We start from the raw sequence: 18,985 nt of genomic DNA on the forward strand, positions 1-18,985 counted from the left end.
TGACCGAACGCCGAGGCGGCAGCCCCCACGGAGGGGGCTGCCGCCTCGTGTCCCAGCGGGGCGGTCAGACCTGGTACTGGCCCACGGTGATGAAGTACCGGAGCTCCTCCGGGGTGCCGCCCACGGCCTTCTGGGCCGCCGCACGCAGGGCGTCGCTGATGCCCGGGCGGGCCAGGATGCGGCCGACCGCGACGCGGTCGTCCTCCGCCTGGGCCAGTCGCAGGCCGGTGTTCAGGAAGGCGGTGCGGTCGGCGGCGGTGCCGTCCAGGGCCTTGTTCGCCTCGCGGGTGACGCCCTTGCCCGGGTTGGTGGCCAGGATGCGGGCTATCTCGACGCGGAGTTCGGCGTCCGTCATGGTGTCGTACGGCGACTGCCCGGCGGTGACGGCCGCCACCTTCGCGGGCGCGGCGGCGGCCTGGCCGGCCGCGAGGGCCGGGGTGGCGAGGAGCAGGGCCGGGGCCAGGGCGCCGACGGTCAGGGCGAGCGCGGAACGGGTGAGCTTCATGCTGGTTTCCCCCACAGAACAACGAACTCGGTCAAGAACCTCTTGCCCGAAGATCGTTGCAGGGGGTTTTGGGGCTGTCCAACGATGAACGGCCCCCTGGAAGCCCTCCGAACGACCAAGTGGAACGGCTAGGAGGGGTGGTCCGCACCCGGCCGGGTGCCGATCATCTCGGCGATCCGCTCGGGGGCCACCGCTCGCGAGTAGAGCCAGCCCTGACCCGTGTCGCAGCCCACGCGCTTCAGTCGTGCGGCCTGTCCGGCGGTCTCCACGCACTCCGCCGTGACCGTCAGGCCCAGCCGGTGCGCGAGCTGGACCAGGGCCTCGACGATGGTCTCGTCGGCCGGGTTCGGGTGCGCGCCCTCGTCGTAGCGGAACCCGCGCACGAACGAGCCGTCCAGTTTAAGAACCGATACGGGGAGCCTGCTGAGGTAGGCGAGGTTGGAGTAGCCGGTGCCGAAGTCGTCGATCGCGATCCGCACGCCCATGTCGCTGAGCGCCTGAAGGGCCTGGAGGGGTCGCCCGGCCGAGCCCATCACCGCCGATTCGGTCAGCTCCAGCTGCAGGAGCTGCGGGGCGAGGCCCGTCTCGGCCAGGATCTCCGCGACATCGCCCACGAGGTCCGAGTCCCAGACCTGCCGGACGGCCACGTTGACGGACACGAAGACCGGGGCGTCGCTGGGCTGTTCGATCTGCCAGCGCCGCGCCTGCCGGCAGGCGGTCCGCAGGACCCACTGCCCCAACTGGACGATCGAGCCGTCCTCTTCGGCGATCCCGATGAACCGATTCGGCGTAAGTGTGCCGAATTGCGGGTGGTTCCAGCGCACCAGGGCCTCGACCCCGCGCACCGCGCCGCTCTCCAGGTCCACCAGCGGCTGGTACTCCAGCGCGAATTCGTCCCGCTCCACGGCCGGCCGGAGCGTGGAGGAGAGCGCCTGGCGGGTCATGCGGTGCGCGTTGCGCTCCGGGTCGAACAGCGTCCAGCGGGCCTTGCCGTCCGCCTTGGCCCAGTACAGGGTCGTATCGGCGGCCTGCATCAGGCCGGTCGCCGAGGTGCCGGCCGCGGCCCGCTCGACCACGCCGATCGAGGCGGAGACCGACAGCCGCTGCCCGGCCAGGTCGAACGGCTCCTGCACGGCGGCCAGCACGCTGCGCGCCAGGTCCGCGAGCTGTTCGGTGCCGGTGGAGTCCTCGACCAGCAGGGCGAACTCGTCACCGCCGAGGCGCGCGACCAGGTGCCCGCCGGTGCGCCCGTAGCCGGACTGGTCGGCGCACTGCGTCAGTCGGCCGGCGACGGCGGTCAGCAGCCGGTCGCCGACCCGGTGGCCGAGGGTGTCGTTGACGGCCTTGAAGCCGTCGAGGTCCAGATAGCACAGCCCGATCCGGCCGGTGCCGCCGCCGTGCTCGTACGAGGCGGCCTCCAGGGCGGCGGAGAGCCGCTCGAAGAACAGGGCGCGGTTGGGCAGTCGCGTGACCGGGTCGTGCATCTGGAGGTGGCGCAGCCGGGCCTGGAGGTCGCGGCGGTCGCTGATGTCGGCCACCGACAGCAGGACGTCCCCGGTGCCGGGGACGGGCCCGAGCGTGACCTCGGTCCAGAGCGAGTGCCCGTCGGGGTGCTTGAGGCGGCGGGTGCAGCGCAGCCGGGCCTGCCGGCCGCGGAGCACCTCCTGGTACGCGGCCCAGGTACGGGCCTCCGCGGCCAGGTCCACCAGGTCGGCGGCGCACCGGTGGACGAGGGCCTGGGGCTCGCTGCCGAGCAGCCCGGCGAAGGCCTGGTTGGCGGTGACGACGTAGCCCTCGCGGTCCACGACGGCCATGGCGAGGTGGGCCGCGTTGAAGGCGGCCCGGTAGTCGCGCTGCTCGGACTCGGCGCGGTGCGGCGACGCCGAGGTGGCCGAAGCGGCCCGGGCGGCCTGGGTGGCCGATGTCGACGGCACTGCCGGCACCGCCGGGTGACGCTCCGTAATGGCCGATCGAATGCTGTCGGCCGCCGAACCGGTTCCTTCTGAGGTTCCGCTCACCGTTGGCTCCCGCAGTGTTCGTGAGTGTCCGCGCAGGAAAGTGTGCCGATCATAGAGGCTGCCGGGAGGCTCTATCCAGCGGCACCACGGGTTGAGGCGGGTCAGTTCGGTGTGATGACGGTTCACCGGCCGAAGACCGGGCGATCGTTTCTGCACGGCTGTGAGCATGCGAGTGCTCCTGCTGATCTCAGGTGATCGGTCGTGACGTTCTGTAGGCGCAGGCGTGAAGTCCGGGGGTCACCGGCTTGCCGTATTGCTCACTCGTGTGGGGCAGTGGAACAGGGCATTAGTAAGACAATCGCCTCAAGGTGGATGAACAGGCACGAATCCACCACCGGAGGTCGATGTGGCGCGACAGCAGACACCCGGGGGAGTGGAACGCTCCCGCGTCAGAAGTACGGCCGCGGCGGTCACCTCCCTGACGGCGCTCGCCGCCATGTCGCTCGTCGCCGGTCCCGCGGTGGCCGACTCCGGAGCCGGACCCTGCGCGCTGACCCGCACCACGGCGCACCACTCCCTCGGCCTGGACACCTGGAACGGCGCCTACCCCAAGCCCGAGCGCACACTCAACGCGGTCATGGTCTTCCTCTCCTTCCCCGACCACCGCAGCGCCCTGACGACCGAGGAGATCGCCGGCGACTACTTCCCCGCCACCAGCACCTTCTTCGAGCAGGCCTCGTACGGGCGGTTCCGGCTGGTCCCGCACCCGCAGAAGCACTGGATCCAGATGCCCAAGCCGTCCAGCGCGTACGGCATAAGGCGGGACTGGGCCGCCGGGGACCGGGCGGCCTACCTGCGGGACGCGGTCGCCACCGCCGACGCCCAAGTGGACTTCCGCAAGTACGACGTCGTGTACTTCGTGGCCGACCCGGACGCGCCCGGCGTGGATTCCGACGCCACGAAGGTCGTCAACTTCGAGCACCCGATCGTCGCGGACGGCACGGAACTGCGGCGGATCGTCACCGTCTTCGAGCGCCACCCGCCGGACCGGAACGTACTGGCCCACGAGACCGGTCACGTCTTCGACCTGCCCGACCTCTACCACCGGCCCACGGACGGCAAGGGCGACTGGGACACCTACGTCGGGGACTGGGACGTCATGGGCAGCCAGTTCGGCATGGCCCCCGACCTCTTCGCCTGGCACAAGTGGAAGCTGGGCTGGCTGGACGCCTCCCAGGTGGACTGCGTGCAGTCGGGCTCCTCGATGCACACCCTCCAGCCGCTGGCCCAGGCCCCGCCGAACGGCGGGACCGGGGGCACCCGGCTCGCGGTGATCCGTACGGGACGCGGCAGCGCGATCGCCGTCGAGGCGCGGGGCTCCGCCGGCAACGACGGGGACACCTGCACGGAAGGCGTCCTGGTCTACCGGGTGCGCAACGAGGCGTCGTCGGGCGGCGGCCCCATCGAGGTGCTGGACGCGCACCCGTCGACGGAGGCGTGCTGGGACCGCTCGGTGTACCCGCCGCTGGCGGACGCGCCGCTGGAGGTGGGCGAGACGTACACCGTGCCCGGGGAGCGGATCACCATCGAGGTGGCGGACCGCACCCGGTCCGGCGCGTACACGGTGAAGATCACGACGTGACCGCAGGGCGGTCCTCGGAACGGTCCTCGGGACGGTCCTCGGGACAACGAAGAAGGCCCCCACTCGCGTGGGGGCCTTCTTCCGTCTGTGCGCCGCCAGGGACTCGAACCCCGGACCCGCTGATTAAGAGTCAGCTGCTCTAACCAACTGAGCTAGCGGCGCTTGGTGACGAGGAAGACATTAGCAGGAGGATCGGCGGAACGAAAAATCGATATCCCCAGGTCCGGTCGGTGTGGGGGTACGGGCCGCCCGGACGAAGGCCCAGAGCAGGGCCTCGGGCCCGGGGAGCCAGGGCTCCCGCGTGTCGGGCGCCACCAGCCACCGCGAGGGGCCGGGTGTGGCGGCCAGCGGCGGGACGCTGACGGCGTCGCCGCGCCCGTGGCAGAGCGGCACCGGGGCGGTACGGGAGGCGCCCCACTCCTCCCACGCCAGCAGGGCGGGCAGTCGATGCGCGGTACCGGGGGCGGCGAGGAGCAGCATCCGGCCGCGGTGCACGGCCACCGGCCCGGAGCCGGGGCCCTGGGTCCGGAGCAGGTCCAGGACGCGGCGTCCGAGGAGCAGAGGCACATTGACGACGTCGAAGGGATCTCCGCAGGGCAGCGTGGCGGGCAGTCCGGGCCGCGCCTGCCACACCGCGAGGGTGCGTCGGGGGTGGGCGGCTGCGGAGGCGAGCCAGGCGGCGCCCTGCGGGGTGACGTGGGTGGCGGGAGCGGTGCGCGCGGGTGCCGTCGTCAGCGTCGTCATATGCCAGGTGTACCCGCCGTAGCGATTCGGATGCGTGTGGTTACGCAAAACCGGGACATGGCGGGTAGACCTGGAGTATGTTGCGCCCGCGTATGCCGGTCCGTCGCGCCCGGCGCCGCGGGTGACCGCGACCGGGCGGTTCGGGTCAGCCGGCCGGGATCTCCTTCATCCGGTCGACGACCGACCGGGTCATGACGGCGCTGGTGTACACGACCGTGCCGGGCTTGATCAGGCCCTGCTCGCCGGACTCGCCCTCGACCTGGACGTTGCGCTCGCCGAGGAACGTGAGGGTCTGGCGGTCGAAGATCCATTCCTCGCGCCGGCCGGAGTGCTCGTCGAGCCGGGCGACCGCGATGCCGCTGCGCCCCGCGGCGTCGACCGCCTCGTCCACCGTCACCACGCCGGGGATCTTCGCCGCCGCCTTGTAGAGCGCGGCCGTGAGCTCGGCCGGCGGATAGCTGGAGCGCAGCAGGTCGCCGATCGTGGTGAAGGCCTCCTGGTCGGGGCCGCTGCCCATGCCCCGGGTCTCCTGGTAGATCCGCCGGAGCAGCACGTCGGGGTCGGTGGGCAGCCCCGTGAGGTAGTTGTAGGTGGGCGCGTTGAGGTAGGGCTTCATGACCTCGCCCTTCTCGTAGGTGCGGTCCAGCGTCACACCCTTCGGTCCGGTGCTGCCGGGCTCGATCAGCCAGCCCTTGGCGCCGTCCGGGGAGTTCCACTGGTGGCGCATGTGCAGCTGCTCGCTGACCAGGGTGCTCGTGTCGCCGTCGGTCTTCACATAGGTGTTGGCGCTCTTGCTCGCGATGTAGACGAACTGGTCCGCGCGCACCGCCGGGCCCGCGCCCGTGGACGCGGAGGCCAGGGAGATGCGGTCCAGCAACTGCGGCGCCCCCTTGGGGTCGGCGGCGCCGATCCGGGTGGTCATCGCCGGGCCGGTGGCCAACGTGGAGCCGGTTCCGTCCGCGGCGCCCCGGTCCAGGTGGGAGAGGAAACCGACGGCGAGCGCCCCGGCCAGGGCGAAGGCCGCGGCGGGCGCGAGGATCGAGCGGCGCAGGAACGGGTTGCGCGAACCGGCGGACCGGGAGGCGCGGGCAGGGGGCACGGTGGTACCGGCGTCGGCGGCGCGGAGGTCTTCGTGGATCTGGGCCATCAGTCGCTCCTTGTGGAACTGGTGGCGGCCCGCGGGCAGTTCCCGTTCGGCGAACGGCAGGAGGGGAGAGCCCTCCTCCTGGCCGGCCGGGCGGGGGCGGGAGAGGTCGGCGTTCATCGGGTTCCTTCCTGTGCGGACCGGACCGCTTTCGCGCGGTCGCCATATGTCTGTCGGGGGCGAACCGCGAGTTCCCGTCTGTTCTTCTTCAATTCCGCGTCGGCGAGTCTGCGCAGCTTCGTACGGGCCCGGGACAGCCGGGAACGCACGGTCCCGACCGGGACGCCGAGGACCCGGGCGGCCTCCGCGTACTCCAGTCCCTCGCACACGCAGAGCAGGAAGACCTCACGCTCGGGTCCGCGCAGGGCGCTCAACTGCGCCAGCGAGGCCGCGATCTGCTGCCGGTCGTCCAGCCGGCCGGCCACCTCGTCGGCGTGGTCGGGCGCGGCGGCGGCGGCGTCGGCCGCCGCGGCGGCGGCGGCAGCGGCCCGGTAGCGCCGGTTGCTGCGGCAGTGGTTGCGGGCGAGGTTGGTGGCGATGCCCAGGAGCCAGGGCCGCAGCGAGCCGCCCTCGGCGTCGACCGTGCCGCGCAGCCGCCAGGCCTCCAGGAAGACCGCCGACATGACGTCCTCGGCGGAGGCCCAGTCCCCCGTCATCCGGAAGGCGTGGTTGTAGACGGTGCGGGCGTAGCTGTCGAACAGCTCCGCGTAGGCGTCCGGATCCCCGGACCGCACCCGGGTTCGCATCTCTGTTGTCACTCCTGTCGGCTGTCCGGCACCCACGAAGGGGTTCCCGTGACCTGCGTCACGTCCGCCGCGGAGTGGTGGGCCTAGGTGAGGTCGGTGCCGGTGCCGCGCTGGAGGGTCTCACCGAACTCGATCATCTTGAGGGCGTAGTCCTCGGTCCACTCGGCCTGCTCGGCGATGAGCGCCGGCGTCAGGCGGTCGAACCGCCGGGGATCCGCCAGCTGGGCCGCCGCCAGGGCCTGGAACTCCACCGCCCGCTCCTGCGCGGCCCGGAAGGCCAGCGTCAGCTCGGTCGCACGGGCCAGGAGCTCGCGCGGGTCCTCGATCGACTCCAGGTCGAAGAAGTGCTCGGGGTCCGCCACGGCCTCCGAGGGCTCGAAGAGCAGAGGCGCCGGCCGCAGCCGCCGCTCGGTCCGCTCGGGCTCTGCCATGCGTGTCCTCCTGCTGCGCGTACCAAGTGATTCCGGGCCACCGTCCATTGTCCAACGCCACGCAAGACCCCTGCGCGACGGCCGGAACACCAGTACGGCCGATGAGGCGCACGAGCAGGTGGACGGACTCCGTGGCGGGGGAGTCGAGCAGGTGATCGGTCGGCGCGGATCCCGCTTCCCCGTACGCACCGGCCGGATCCGCCGTCGCCGGCCCCGGGGCATCGGCTACGGTCCTTGGGTGTGAACCGTACCGAGCGTCTGTACGCCCTGGTGGAGGAGTTGCGTGCGGTCTCGCCCCGGCCGCGCAGCGCCCGGTGGCTCGCCGAGCGCTTCGGCGTCAGCACCCGCACGATCGAGCGGGACCTCAGCGCCCTGCAGCAGTCCGGCGTGCCGCTCTACGCGGAACCGGGTCGCAGCGGCGGGTACGTGCTGGACAAGGACCACACCCTGCCGCCCCTGACGATCACCCCGGCCGAGGCGGCGGCGCTGGCCGTCGCCCTGCACGGGCTGTCCGGATCGCCGTTCGCCGCGGACGCCCGCTCGGCGCTGCACAAGGTGTTCGCCGTCATGCCGCAGCGCGAACGCGAGGCCGCGCGCGAGCTCGCCGCCCGGGTGCGGATCGCCGTGAACCCCGTCCGGCCGTCCACGCTCCCGCACACCCTGCGCGAAGCCCTCTCGGCCCACCGGCTGCTGCACCTGCGCCACACCGACGAGCTGGGGGAGGTCACCGACAGCACCGTCGAACCGCTGGGTTTCCTCGGCGGCGACCACTGGTACCTCATCGGATGGTGCCGGCTGCGCCGCGCCGTGCGGGGTTTCCGCCTCGACCGCATCCGCGAGGCGCGGGCGCTGGAGGAAACGGTGGAGCCGCGTCCGGTTGACCTGTCCGAACTGGACACCCTCGGGCGGGATTTCGTCGCACTCGACAAGCTCTATGGTTTCGCTTGAGCCGCCTCCCGGAGGGTTAAACACCGACAGGGTGTTGTCGCCCCCGGCCCGGAGTCTGGGTGACACGAACCGACCATGGAAGGCTCCCATGTCTGTGACGACGATCCCCACCACCGACTCCGCACCGCTGACCCGGGAAGCCGGCAACCGGCTCGTGGAGGGCTGGACGGCGCTCTGGAACGGAGACGTCGCCCTCGCCGGGCAGATCCTCGCCCCCGGCTTCCGGCTGCACTTCGCGGACGACTTCGACGGCACCGGCTCCGGCTACACCTTCGGCCAGGACGAGCTGGCGGCGTTCATCTCGGCCAACAGTCACGCCCTCACCGGTCTGACGTTCGCCGCCGAGGCCGCACCGCTGGTCGACACCGAGCGCGGCGAGATGGCCTGCCGGTGGAGCGAGAGCCACGCGGGCGAGGACGGGGACGTCGTCGTCAAGAGCGGCATCGACATGTTCGCGGTCGCGGACGGCCGGATCTCCGCCGTGTGGTCCCTCACCGGCAACCGCCGCTTCGCCGCCTGACCCGTCCGGCCCGCCGTCCCGCCCGCCGGTCCGGTCCGCCGGTCCGGTCCGGCCCACCGGGGTCCGGTGACGGGCGCCTGACCCCGGTGGGTGACCGGGCGACCCCCTCGGTTCAGCCCCGGGCGGTGCGGGGGGCGGAGATCCGGTCCACCATCCGTACGACCGTGCGGCGGCTCGCGAACCGTCCGGCGAGGGCCATGACCCGGTTCATGCCTCCGGAGATCACGCTCGGCGGCGGGTTCTTGCGGTCCAGCGCCTTCAGCGCGGTGCGTACGACCTCCTCGGAGGTCTGCATGCTGGTGCCGCCGGCGGCGTCCTGCGAGCCGACCACGTCGAAGAACTCCGTCTTCGTCGCGCCGGGCGACAGTGCCAGGACGCGCAGCCCGGTGCCCCGGGACTCCTGCCACAGGGCCTCGGTGAAGCTGAGTACGAAGGCCTTGGTGGCGGCGTACACGGCCATGTTCGGGACGGGCTGGTAACCGGCCATGCTGGCGACGTTCACCAGCACGCCCTCGCCGCGGGCGCGCAGCGGGCCGATGAAGGCGCGGCTGATGTCGACGACGGCCATCACGTCCAGGCCCACCTCCTGGCGGAGCCGCTGCGGGTCCTCCTCGTGGAAGCGGCCGTAGGTGCCGAAGCCGGCGTTGTTGATGACGCCGGAGACCGTGATGCCGCGCCGGTCGACCTCGGCGGCCAGCAGCTCGCCGGACCTGTCGACGGCCAGGTCCATGGTGATCGTGTCCACCGCGACGCCGTGGGCCGCGGACAGCTGCCCGGCGAGCGTCTTGAGGCGGTCCTCGCGGCGGGCGACGAGTACGAGGTCGGACCCCCGCGCGGCGAGCTGGCGGGCGAATTCGGCGCCCAGGCCCGAGCTGGCGCCGGTGATCAGGGTGGTCCTGCCTCGGTAGTCGACCGCGTTCACAGTGGCTCCTCGCCCATGGGATGACATCGTGGCATCACTGTATGCCTGCCTGGCAGTGACTGCCAACCGGGCGGAAGCAGTCAGATGGGCGGTCCGCCTATATGCTGGCCGGATGGGGACCACCGCAACGCAGCCGAGCCTGTGGGACCGCTCCCGCCAGGCCGTGGTCGCGAGCATCTTCGACACGGCCATGCGGCTCTTCGCCGAGCAGGGCTACGAGGCCACGACGATCGCGCAGATCGCCAAGGAGGCGGGGATCTCCCAGCGGTCGCTGTTCCGGTACTTCGGTACCAAGGAGGACATCGTCTGCGGTGAGCAGGAGGAGCACGGCGAACTGCTCCGCGCGGCGGTGGAGGCCCAGCCCGCCGACGCCACCCCGTGGGAGGCCCTGCGCGCCGGCTTCGAGGCGCTCATGGACGCGCACGGCAGCCCCGATCAGCTGCTGGAGATCACGACGCTGATCTTCGGCACCCCGTCGCTGCGCGCCCGCTACACGCAGAAGCGGCTGCGCTGGCAGGAGATGGTCCTGCCCGCCGTCGCGGCCCGCATGACCGCCGGGGAGGGCCCGGTCTGTGAGGTGCGCGCCCCGGCGGTCGTCGCGACCGTCTTCGCCTGCGTGGACGCCGCCACCGAAACCTGGGTCCGCAGCGGTGGCCGCACCGACCTGGCGTCCCTCTACGACGAGGCGCTGGCCGCCGTACGGGGCTGAGCCCGCGGGAAGGGGCGCGGAAGGGGCGCCCACGGGGTTCCCCGCGAACGCCCCCGGTGTGCGGATCAGACGGTGACGGCCTCCGCGGCGCGCCGCGCCGCCAGCTCGGCCACGTCGTCCAGGACCCCGGCGAGCTCGCCGGTGAGCTCCTGCGGGGCCAGGAAGCCCTCGGGGCCGAGCAGCTTGGGGATGCCCGGGATCGCGACGGAGCGCTCGGCGGGCAGCATGCCGAGCCGGGTCAGGACGGGCAGCAGCATCTGGGCGGCGGGGGCGCCGCCGGTGGGGCCGGCGCTGTAGCTGACGATGCCGACCGGCTTGCCCTTCCACTCGTTGTAGAGGAAGTCGATGGCGTTCTTGAAGGGGGCCGTGAAGCCGCCGTTGTACATCGGCAGGACGAAGAGGAAGGCGTCGGCCGAGTCGACCAGGGCGCTCCAGTCGCGGGTGTGCTGGTGCGCGTAGTTGCCGGTGGAGGCGTATTCGGGCTCGTCCAGGAAGGGCAGGGCGATTTCGGCGAGGTCGACGGGGGTGACGTCGAAGCCGCCCCGCTCGCGGGCCTGCTCGGTGACCCAGTGGGCGAGCGGGCGGCCGGCGGAAGTGGGGCGGGTGGCGGCGGAGATGACGTGCAGGCGGGTCATGGTGAGGGCTTCCGGTCGATGCGGTTGTTGACGTGTCATCCATGGAAGCGGGAATCTTGGTGACATGTCAACCAGGTAAGTGATGTGTCACCGACCTGGTTAGAGTGGCGGACATGACCCCCGCACCGGAGCCCGGGCCCCGCTGGCTCACCACGTCCGAACAGGACGCCTGGTACGCATGGCGGCGGATGTTCCCGCTGGTCAACGCGGAGATCGCGCGCGACCTCAACCAGGACAGCGGACTCTCCGAAGCCGACTACGACGTCCTGTCCGTGCTCGGCTCGACGGACGGCCACCGCATGCGCATCAGCGCACTGGCCGAACTGATGCGCTGGTCACGCAGTCGGCTGTCCCACCAGCTCACCCGGATGGAGCAACGGGGCATCGTCCGCCGCGAGGAAGTGGCCACCGACGGGCGGGGAGCCGAGGTCGTCCTCACCGAGTCCGGAATCACCATGATCACAGAAGCCGCCCCGCTGCACGTGGAATCCGTACGCCGCCATCTGCTCGACGCCCTGACACCGCAACAGCTGCGCACCCTGACCGAGGTGGGCGAGGTACTCCGCGAACGGCTGGGCGCCCGGCGAAAGGCCTGACCCGGTCCGGCGACGGCAGGTCGGCGGACGGGCGGTTCGTCCGCCGACCACGGTGCGATCCGGACCCGCTCAGGGCCGCCAGGACACCCGGTGCTCGGCCAGATGGGCGAGGACCGAGTGGTTCGCCTCCCAGTCCTGAGAAAACATGATCACCATGTTGCCTCCGTGGAAGTAGATGGGGACTACGTAGGGGGCAACGACATGTCGTACCGGCCGTCACCGGGTACTCGCGTCCTGAAGATGCGGCGGATCAGCCGGGACTCCGAGGACAGTTCCGCTCTGGCGCGTCAGGCTGAAGCCCTGGATGGCGTGGCCGCTGAAGGCCGGTTCGATGTGGTGGGCGACGTAGAGGACTCGTTCATCTCGGGTGCGGTCCGTCCCGAGGAGCGGCCTGGCCTCGGCAGGTGGATGCGTGAACCGCTCTGGTACGAGTGGGACGCGATCGTGGTCACCTCTCTGGATCGCATCACTCGCAACCAGACGCACTGGGAGATGTTCGCGGACACGTGCTACCAGGGCGGCAAAGACGTCATCTGCCTGGACGACCCCGCGCTGGACATCACCCCCGGCAATGGCCGGATGATCGCCTGCATCAAAGCGGATGAACGTCTTCCTGCCACTGCTGCTGGCCCGACTCGGTGACGAGAAGGGAGCCGTCAGCGCACAGGAGGAAGCCCTTCGAGAACTTCCCGAAACGCTTCCTCGCTTCCGTACACATCTGGAGATGCACCGGGGCCTGATGCTGGCTCGGTCCGGTGACCGGGCAGCCGGAGCAGCGCATGCACGGGCTGCCTCGGCTGCGCTGCCACCCGAGAAGCACTCCCTGACTCTGCGGATGCTCATGGACGAAGTGACCGCTCCCTGAGACCGCCGGGTGCCTACGGCCGCCACGAGACGCGGTGGTTCGACCAGAAATCCCACGTGGACATCATCGCCTCCCAGCCGTCCGGGAACTTCACCGTCACGCCCAGCTGGACCGGCTCCGTCGACGGATGGTCGTCGAGCAGCTCCGCTATCCCCGCCCGGGCCACCACCACGCACGCGTGCCGGTGCCGGGAGGCCAGCACGCACAGTCGGCCCGTCTCCAGGTGGAAGGCCGTCGCGTCCGGGCGCCCCGACAGAGGGTGCAGGACCACCGTGAGGTCGTACTCGCGGCCCTGGAGCCGGTTCGCCGTGTCCACGGTGACCCCCGTGACCCCGAGCGAGGCCAGCGCCGTACGGACCGCGGCCGCCTGGTCCCGGTGTGCCGTGCCGACCGCGATCCGGTCCGCCGTCAGCGGGGACGGCGCCGGGGACTGCTCGTCGGAGGTCACCGCCCCGCGGTCCAGGGCCCGGCGGACCACCAGCGCCACCGCCCGGACCGCCTCGGGGTCGGTGCGCGGGGTGTGCCGGGCGGGCAGCTCCAGCAGGCCCCAGCCCGCCTCGGCCGCCTCGTCCAGGACCCGGTCCGGGCCCGACCCGTCCGAGGCGACCCCGTACGACAGCCGGCGCTCGCCCGGACCCGTACCGCTGCGGAACTGCGTGTACGGGTAGAAAGCGCGGGAGACCAGCGGCGCCGCCGACGCCGGGAGCCGCCAGGACACCGGCAGCCGGTGCTGCGGAAGCTGCGGATTGTGCGCGAGCAGGGTGCTCACCGCCGAAGCGGACGGATCGTAGGACAGACCCGCCCACTGCTCGGCGCCCACCACGCTGAACGGGTCCAGCTGGCCCGGGTCGCCCACGAACAGCGCCCGCTCGAACAGCCCGGCCACCGCCAGCAGCGCGTCCGAGCGCATCTGGTACGCCTCGTCGACGATGGCGTGCTGCCAGGGCTCGACGTCCTTGACGAACGCCCACTTCGCCGCCGTGGAGATGGTGATCGGCAGCTCCGCGAGGTCCTTCGGCTTCGCCGAGAGGGTGACCGAGGGCAGCTCGCGCAGCGCCGGGTCGTACGCGTCCCCCTCACTGCTGTGCAGCCGGCCCACCTTCAGCCCGGGGTCCTTGTCGGCCAGGCGCAGCACCAGGTCGTCGACCTGCGCGTTGGTCTGCGCCACCACCATCAGCCGGCGGCCGGCCCCGGCCAGCTCCCGGGCCGCCCGGACCACGAGCGTGGACTTGCCGGCGCCGGGCGGGGAGTCGACGACCACGCCCCGCTCCGTCCCGTACAGGGTGTCGGCCAGGATCGCGGCGGTCGCCCGGGCGGCCGCCGCGCCCGGATCGAAGGGAGCGGTCGTGGTCACAGCAGGTCCTCGTCGGTCACGGAATCGGGCAGGGGGAGGGCGCCCGCGCTCCCCGGCGGGCCGCCGTGGGTCCACGGGGTCTGCTCGGGATCCGGGAGCTTCGGGCCGCCGCGCGCGTCGTGCTCGAAGAGCGTCCAGCAGAGCTGCTCGCCCTTCTCCGGGACGGTCCCCGGCTCCGGGTCCCGGCTGCGGCCCATCTTGTCGAGGAGCCGCAGCACCAGCCGGCCGTCCTCCTCGAAGCGGACGAACTGCGCGCTCTGCGGACGCCCGCCCAACGAGCGGAACACCTTCCCGCCGCCCTCCTCCGAGAGCTGCGGCCGGTCCTCCGTCACCACGGTCACCAGCGGGCGCGGGCTCGGCCGCTTCGACTCCGTCCACTCCATCACCACCTCGGTGACCTCACCGGTGAAGGCCTCGCCCGCGAGCCGCCGGCCCGCCATCACCAGCGGATCGTCCAGGGCCTCCTGGGCGTCGAGCCGCACCTGCTCGGTCTCCCGCGTGGCCAGCTTCTGGGCCGCCGTCACCGCGTCGTCGCGGCGCGGCTGCGGAGGCTCGCCCGCCCGTACACGGTCCCGGTGGCCGGTGTACGACCAGCGGTCGCGCGTCCAGCGCTCCTGCGCACGCTCGCCCGGCGGCAGGGTGCGCAGCAGGTCGATCGCCTCCCAGGTGTTCCACCAGGTGCCCGACAGCTGGGAGGCGACCAGCCGGTGCACCTCCTGCTCGGCCGCCCGCACCCGGCGGTCGTCGTCCCCGGGCCCGGCCGCCAGGGCCACGCGCGCGGCGTCGTACCGGGCGATCGCCGGGGCCAGCAGCTTGTTGTCGAAGGCCGGGTCGGTGGCCGGACCGGCGGGCGGGCACAGCAGCTGGCCGTCCTTGTCGCGGCCCAGCTCGGCCCGGTCGGCGGCCTCGGCGCCCGAACGGCCCTCGGGCGGGTCGATCCAGCCCAGCAGAGCGGCCAGGTGCTGGTCCTCCAGATTGCTCTGGCCGCTGGCCCAGTGCCGGGACAGCAGGTCGGTGGCCGACAGCAGCATCGAGGAGCCGGGCACCCGGGAGCGCTCGGCGAGATGGGTGAACCAGCGCCCGAGCATCGGCACCTGCGAGGGCGCCGGATACGGATTGTCCGGGTCCTCCTCGGCGGTGCGGCGGAACCGCATCGAGCGCCCGAGCAGCCTTACGTACTCGATGCCGGCCCGGCTCGGCACGATCAGCTGCGGCGCGTCCACGCACAGCTCGGTCTCGACCTTGACCCGCTTGCCCGTCTCCGGGTCGGTCTCGCTGCGCTCGGCCGGCTCCACGGCGTCCGCGTACGCGTCGATGTGGGCCAGCACCTGGACCGCGAGGTCCGCGAGGAAGGCCCAGCGCCGGTCGCGGTCGCGCGGCTGGGGTATCACGAACACGTGCGGCGCGTGCCGGTCCGTGCCGACCATGGCGCCGAGCGGGGCGCCCGCCTCACCGGCGGTGGTCAGCGGCACGAAAACCATCGGGTGCTCGCTCAGATGCCGGTGCCGCACGGTCGCGAGCGGCTGGGCGCGGCCCGCTCGTACGGCTTCCAGCCGGGCCAGAGTGCTCAGCAGGGGCATGCGGGGGTCTCCGGGACGTCGTGCGGCGGTCGGGCGGCGGCCGGCTCCAGGGCCTCCGCGCGCAGCCGGGCGGCGCGGTGCAGCGCGGCGGCGGTCGGATCCTCGCCGCAGCCGGCCCCGGCGGCCGCGGCGAGGGCGGCCTCGACGGTGGTCAGAGCGCCCAGCTCACCCCGCACGGACCGGCCCAGAGCGGTGACGTGGTCGGCGGCGCGGGCCCGGTCGCGGCAGTGGAAGGCCAGCTCGCAGGCGGCCAGGCACTCGGGGGCGTAGGCGGCGTCCACCGCCGACACCGCCAGGACGAGCTCCTCGGTGGTACGGGTCGCCGGGTCGAAGCTCAGGCCCTCGGGCAGCGCGGCGGCCAGCTCCTCGACGCGGGTCAGCCGGTCCAGCTGGCGGCGGGTCACCGAACGCTCTCGGCGGATGTCGACGGGGGAAGCGGTGGGCAGGTTCGAGAAGTCCTTCGGGCAGACCAGCAGCACCGTGTGCCCGACCTCGGCGCCGGGCAGCTTCCCGGCGGTCTTCTCCAGTGCCAGTACGTACACGGCGGCCTGGCGGGCGGCGGCGCCCACCTTCGCGGCGTCGGCGGCGCCGTCGATCATCGGGAACGACTTGATCTCCACGACGGTCCAGCGGCCGTCGGGGTGGACGACGACGGCATCGGGCTCCAGGTAGGCGGGCGAGCCCGCCACCTCCAGAGCCAGCATCGGGTGGTCCAGCAACGTCCAGGCCCCGCTGTCCCGGCCGGCGGCGGTCGCCTCGCGCAGGGCGAGCGCGGTCCGGGCCGCGCGGCCCTCGGGCCCCGCCGCGGTCAGGTCCGGGACGCGGGCGCCGGGCCCGGGAGGCTCGTCCGCGGGCGCGAGGTGCGCGTGGACCAGCCGCAGCAGCTCGGCTCCGCCGTCGCCCTTGACCTTGGCCTCGAAGGAGTTCCCGCGCACTATCGCGAACTGCGACTGCCCGAAGGAGGCGGGGGAGCCGAGCGCGGAGGCGAGGGCCGTCTTGTCCACACCGGCGCCGTCGAGCAGAGCACGTCTGCCACAGCCGGGATTGGCGGCGAGGGCCGCCAGTGCCCGGGCGTCGAGCGGGCGGGGCGGCACGGCGGGGCCGCGCAGACCGGCGAGCCGCTGCCGCAGTGTCGTCGGCTGCGCGGGGCTGCTGGGCGGGTAGGAGCTCACCCGCGGAAGTGTCCCATCCGCCACTGACAATCGTGGACTTAGCGCGGAAACCGGCCGCGGGGGCGGGTGATGGATGATGTACGGACCTCGAACGAACCGGGAGAATTCACATGGCCCCCCGCATCCTGCTGGCCCGCCACGGCCAGACGGCGTGGTCGCAGCTCGGCAAGCACACCGGACGCACGGACGTGCCGATGCTGGAGGAGGGCAAGCAGGGCGCGAAGCTGCTCGGCGAGCGGCTGGCCCGTGATCCGTGGCGGGGGCTGCCGGGCGTGGAGGTCCGCACCAGCCCGCTCGTGCGCGCGAGCGAGAGCTGCGACCTGGCGGGCTTCGGAGTCCGGGCCGAACCGTGGGACACCCTGATGGAGTGGGACTACGGCGACTACGAGGGCATGACCCCGGCCGAGATCCAGGCGGTCCGGCCGGGCTGGCTGATCTGGCGCGACGGAGTCCCGGGCGGTGAATCCGTGGCGGATGTCGCGGCGCGGGCGGACGAGGTCGTGGCGTGGGCGCGCTCGGCGGAGCGCGACGTCCTGGTCTTCGCGCACGGCCACATCCTGCGGACGCTGGCCGCGCGCTGGCTGGGCTTCGAAGCCTCCTTCGGCGCCCGCATCCGCCTCGAGCCGACCTCCCTCTCGGTCCTCGGCTGGGCCTACGGCGCGCCTGCGCTGGAACGCTGGAACGACACGGGCCACCTCTGACCCTGCGGGGGGCTCGGCGGATGGGGCGGCCCGCGCCGTGTCGTCCCGTACCCGGCCCGGCCGTGTGCCCTGCGGGCGGCTCGGCCGGTGTGGTGGGCCGGTGTGGTGTGCCGGGCGCTGCCCGGACCCGCGCCTCAAACGCCGGCGAGGCTGAATGTGTGCGGGCCTGTCGGTCCGGGTCGGTGCGTGGTGCCGAGCCGAGGAGACCCTCCTGCGGGGCACCGACCCACCCCACCGAACCCCGCCGAGTGGGGACCACCCTGAGCCTCGCCGGCGGTTGAGGCGCCCCCGGGCAGGGGCAAGGCCGTACACCGCAGAGCCCGCCCGCAGCGCACCCGTCGGGTCAGGCCGTTGCGTGGCGGGTCAGGAACGTGCCCACGCGGGGGGAGCGTTGGTGGGGGACGAGGGCGGCGGCCGTGTCCGACAGCATCGACCGGACCCGCGTCGACTGGACCTCCGCCAGGAGGTCCAGCACCCGGCCCCCCGCCCACGCGGCCTCGTCGGGCGCCCCCGCACGCGCCAGGTCACCCGCCAGCTCCGCGGTGTACAGCGCCACGTTCCGCGCGAAGTGCGGGTCCTGGAGGTCCGCCGCGCGCCGCGCGTGCCGCGCCGCGCGGCCGTGCTCGCCCAGCGCCGACCAGCAGCGCGCCTCCAGGGACTCCAGCTCGGCCTGCCCGAAGAAGGACATCCACTCGGGGTCGGCGTCGGCCTCGCCCCGCGAGAACTCCGTGTGCGCCCGCGTCAGCGCCTCCTCACAGGCCCGGCGGTCGCCCAGCCCCGCCCACCCCCCGGCCTCCCGCAGTGCGAGCAGGGACAGCAGTCGCGGGGAGCCGAGGGAGCGCGCGGCGCGGCGGCCCGCCTGGGCGGCCCGTACCGCCTCGCGGGAGCGGCCGCAGTCCCGGGCGAGGAAGGCCATGTTGCTGAAGGCGTGCGCCTCCAGGCCCGCGTCCCGCGCGACCCGGGCCGTCGCCAGGGCCTCCGCGTAGTGCGAGCGGGCGTCGTCGAAGCGGCCCGAGTCGTGGGCCAGCCAGCCGACGGAGACGGCCAGTTCACCGGCGCCGGAGTGCAGCCGGTCCTCGGTGGACTGCCGGGTGGCTCCCGCGTCGAGCAGCGCGTAGGCGGTGCGCAGCGGTTCGGCGGCCCTGCGGTAGAGGGCGTCGGCGCCGTGCCGGTCGTCCAGCAGGCGGATCTGGCGTACCGCGTCCTCGACGGCGGCGGCCTCGGACTCGCCGGCGCGGGAGGGGAGCCGGCGGGTGTCGCCGAGCAGGGTGAGGCTGAGCGTCGCGGCCGCCACGGTCGCGGAGCCGCCCGCCATGAACGCGCGACGCAGCACGTCGCTCTCCTTGGCACTGGAAGGGGAACGGTGGGTGGGGACGGAGAGGGACAGGCGCTGGGCCGAGCGGCCGCGGACGCTCTCGCGGGGGGAGAAGCCGAGATCGGCCAGGGCGCGGCCGGGGAACATGTGGAGGAAGACCCGCTCGTACGCGTAGTTGGGGCAGCGGATCTCGCCGGACTCGACCCGGCCGATGTAGCGCGCGTCGCAGGAAACCGTTTCTCCGATTTCCTTCGCCGCCCGGCGCACCAGGGCCGCGAACTCGGCCGGGGAGTGCTGCCCGCGCAGCCGCCGGAACGTGGAGTTGGGTGAGTGGGGGGACGCCGCCATGGACGTGGCCTCTCTGGCAAGGAACGCAGCACCGGTGATGGTGACGGGGGGTCCGGCGCGCATGAACGTACCGCCAGTGACGGGGTGTTCACACGATGTTTGCCTACAAAACGGATATCTCACCCGCGATCCGCCATGAACTGCCATCCT

18 protein-coding genes, 1 tRNA gene and 2 pseudogenes are annotated in these 18,985 nt (G+C 72.9%); 8 read left to right on the forward strand and 13 right to left on the reverse strand.

Annotated features, from left to right (window positions below; translation table 11 throughout):
* Nucleotides 1-64: 64 nt before the first annotated feature.
* A complete protein-coding gene (locus tag ACIQZO_RS11615; protein ID WP_403623706.1) occupies nt 65-505 on the reverse strand; it encodes an ALF repeat-containing protein in 441 nt (146 codons plus the stop codon).
* A 128-nt stretch (nt 506-633) separates the two neighbouring features.
* The gene (locus tag ACIQZO_RS11620) at nt 634-2,439 is read right to left on the reverse strand and encodes a putative bifunctional diguanylate cyclase/phosphodiesterase (protein WP_403623709.1); all 1,806 of its coding nucleotides are present in this window, start codon (nt 2,437-2,439) and stop codon (nt 634-636) included.
* Between the two features lie 430 nt (nt 2,440-2,869).
* Here ACIQZO_RS11620 and ACIQZO_RS11625 point away from each other — a divergent pair, with 430 nt between their 5' ends.
* Entirely contained in the window at nt 2,870-4,105 is a 1,236-nt protein-coding gene (locus tag ACIQZO_RS11625; protein WP_403623712.1) for a M6 family metalloprotease domain-containing protein, read from the forward strand.
* Between the two features lie 88 nt (nt 4,106-4,193).
* On the opposite strand, the gene ACIQZO_RS11630 is transcribed toward ACIQZO_RS11625, so the two are convergent.
* The 5 genes and pseudogenes from ACIQZO_RS11630 to ACIQZO_RS11650 all read right to left on the reverse strand — a co-directional run bounded on the left by ACIQZO_RS11630 (nt 4,194) and on the right by ACIQZO_RS11650 (nt 7,170).
* Nucleotides 4,194-4,267: transfer RNA gene (locus ACIQZO_RS11630), tRNA-Lys, on the reverse strand.
* A pseudogene (locus tag ACIQZO_RS11635) lies at nt 4,258-4,849 on the reverse strand (hypothetical protein). Before ACIQZO_RS11635 ends, ACIQZO_RS11630 begins: the two are co-directional and overlap by 10 nt.
* 145 nt (nt 4,850-4,994) lie before the next feature.
* Entirely contained in the window at nt 4,995-6,113 is a 1,119-nt protein-coding gene (locus ACIQZO_RS11640; RefSeq protein WP_403623715.1) for a CU044_5270 family protein, read from the reverse strand.
* The gene (locus ACIQZO_RS11645) at nt 6,110-6,739 is read right to left on the reverse strand and encodes an RNA polymerase sigma factor (protein ID WP_403623718.1); all 630 of its coding nucleotides are present in this window, start codon (nt 6,737-6,739) and stop codon (nt 6,110-6,112) included. Before ACIQZO_RS11645 ends, ACIQZO_RS11640 begins: the two co-directional genes overlap by 4 nt.
* A gap of 83 nt (nt 6,740-6,822) precedes the next feature.
* A complete protein-coding gene (locus ACIQZO_RS11650) occupies nt 6,823-7,170 on the reverse strand; it encodes a hypothetical protein (protein WP_403623721.1) in 348 nt (115 codons plus the stop codon).
* Nucleotides 7,171-7,410: 240 nt separating this feature from the next.
* Here ACIQZO_RS11650 and ACIQZO_RS11655 point away from each other — a divergent pair, with 240 nt between their 5' ends.
* Nucleotides 7,411-8,118, forward strand: coding sequence for a helix-turn-helix transcriptional regulator (locus ACIQZO_RS11655; protein WP_403623724.1), 708 nt, complete (start codon nt 7,411-7,413; stop codon nt 8,116-8,118).
* A gap of 88 nt (nt 8,119-8,206) precedes the next feature.
* Nucleotides 8,207-8,638, forward strand: coding sequence for a nuclear transport factor 2 family protein (locus ACIQZO_RS11660; RefSeq protein ID WP_403623726.1), 432 nt, complete (start codon nt 8,207-8,209; stop codon nt 8,636-8,638).
* A gap of 112 nt (nt 8,639-8,750) precedes the next feature.
* On the opposite strand, the gene ACIQZO_RS11665 is transcribed toward ACIQZO_RS11660, so the two are convergent.
* Nucleotides 8,751-9,560 carry an SDR family NAD(P)-dependent oxidoreductase gene (locus ACIQZO_RS11665; protein ID WP_403623729.1) on the reverse strand — a complete coding sequence of 270 codons (810 nt, stop codon included), beginning with the start codon at nt 9,558-9,560 and terminating at the stop codon, nt 8,751-8,753.
* 112 nt (nt 9,561-9,672) lie between these two features.
* Here ACIQZO_RS11665 and ACIQZO_RS11670 point away from each other — a divergent pair, with 112 nt between their 5' ends.
* The gene (locus ACIQZO_RS11670) at nt 9,673-10,269 is read left to right on the forward strand and encodes a TetR/AcrR family transcriptional regulator (RefSeq protein WP_403623732.1); all 597 of its coding nucleotides are present in this window, start codon (nt 9,673-9,675) and stop codon (nt 10,267-10,269) included.
* 65 nt (nt 10,270-10,334) lie between these two features.
* Here the strand turns inward: ACIQZO_RS11670 and ACIQZO_RS11675 are convergent, their stop codons facing one another.
* Nucleotides 10,335-10,904 carry an NADPH-dependent FMN reductase gene (locus ACIQZO_RS11675; protein WP_403623735.1) on the reverse strand — a complete coding sequence of 190 codons (570 nt, stop codon included), beginning with the start codon at nt 10,902-10,904 and terminating at the stop codon, nt 10,335-10,337.
* 113 nt (nt 10,905-11,017) lie between these two features.
* Here ACIQZO_RS11675 and ACIQZO_RS11680 point away from each other — a divergent pair, with 113 nt between their 5' ends.
* The 3 genes and pseudogenes from ACIQZO_RS11680 to ACIQZO_RS11690 all read left to right on the forward strand — a co-directional run.
* Nucleotides 11,018-11,500, forward strand: coding sequence for a MarR family winged helix-turn-helix transcriptional regulator (locus ACIQZO_RS11680; protein ID WP_403623738.1), 483 nt, complete (start codon nt 11,018-11,020; stop codon nt 11,498-11,500).
* Nucleotides 11,501-11,740: 240 nt separating this feature from the next.
* On the forward strand, nt 11,741-12,142 hold the full coding sequence (locus tag ACIQZO_RS11685) for a recombinase family protein (RefSeq protein ID WP_403624260.1): 402 nt from the start codon (nt 11,741-11,743) through the stop codon (nt 12,140-12,142).
* Nucleotides 12,099-12,365 (forward strand): annotated as a pseudogene (locus tag ACIQZO_RS11690) (XRE family transcriptional regulator); the annotation flags it as partial. The gene ACIQZO_RS11685 and the pseudogene ACIQZO_RS11690, both read left to right, overlap by 44 nt.
* A 13-nt stretch (nt 12,366-12,378) precedes the next feature.
* Here ACIQZO_RS11690 and ACIQZO_RS11695 read toward each other — a convergent pair.
* The 3 genes from ACIQZO_RS11695 to ACIQZO_RS11705 are packed head-to-tail and all read right to left on the reverse strand — an operon-like array spanning nt 12,379 to nt 16,471.
* A complete protein-coding gene (locus ACIQZO_RS11695) occupies nt 12,379-13,719 on the reverse strand; it encodes an AAA domain-containing protein (RefSeq protein ID WP_403623741.1) in 1,341 nt (446 codons plus the stop codon).
* The gene (locus tag ACIQZO_RS11700) at nt 13,716-15,299 is read right to left on the reverse strand and encodes a hypothetical protein (protein ID WP_403623744.1); all 1,584 of its coding nucleotides are present in this window, start codon (nt 15,297-15,299) and stop codon (nt 13,716-13,718) included. The genes ACIQZO_RS11695 and ACIQZO_RS11700 overlap by 4 nt, the downstream gene beginning before the upstream one ends.
* Nucleotides 15,287-16,471: a hypothetical protein gene (locus tag ACIQZO_RS11705; RefSeq protein ID WP_403623747.1), complete on the reverse strand. Its 1,185-nt coding sequence runs from the start codon at nt 16,469-16,471 to the stop codon at nt 15,287-15,289. The genes ACIQZO_RS11700 and ACIQZO_RS11705 overlap by 13 nt, the downstream gene beginning before the upstream one ends.
* A gap of 110 nt (nt 16,472-16,581) precedes the next feature.
* Between ACIQZO_RS11705 and ACIQZO_RS11710 the strand changes: the two genes are divergently transcribed.
* Nucleotides 16,582-17,172, forward strand: coding sequence for a histidine phosphatase family protein (locus ACIQZO_RS11710; protein ID WP_403623750.1), 591 nt, complete (start codon nt 16,582-16,584; stop codon nt 17,170-17,172).
* A 343-nt stretch (nt 17,173-17,515) separates the two neighbouring features.
* On the opposite strand, the gene ACIQZO_RS11715 is transcribed toward ACIQZO_RS11710, so the two are convergent.
* The gene (locus ACIQZO_RS11715; protein ID WP_403623753.1) at nt 17,516-18,835 is read right to left on the reverse strand and encodes a tetratricopeptide repeat protein; all 1,320 of its coding nucleotides are present in this window, start codon (nt 18,833-18,835) and stop codon (nt 17,516-17,518) included.
* Nucleotides 18,836-18,985: the final 150 nt, after the last annotated feature.

It is taken from the genome of Streptomyces sp. NPDC097617 (genome assembly GCF_044761485.1).
GTDB lineage: Bacteria > Actinomycetota > Actinomycetes > Streptomycetales > Streptomycetaceae > Streptomyces.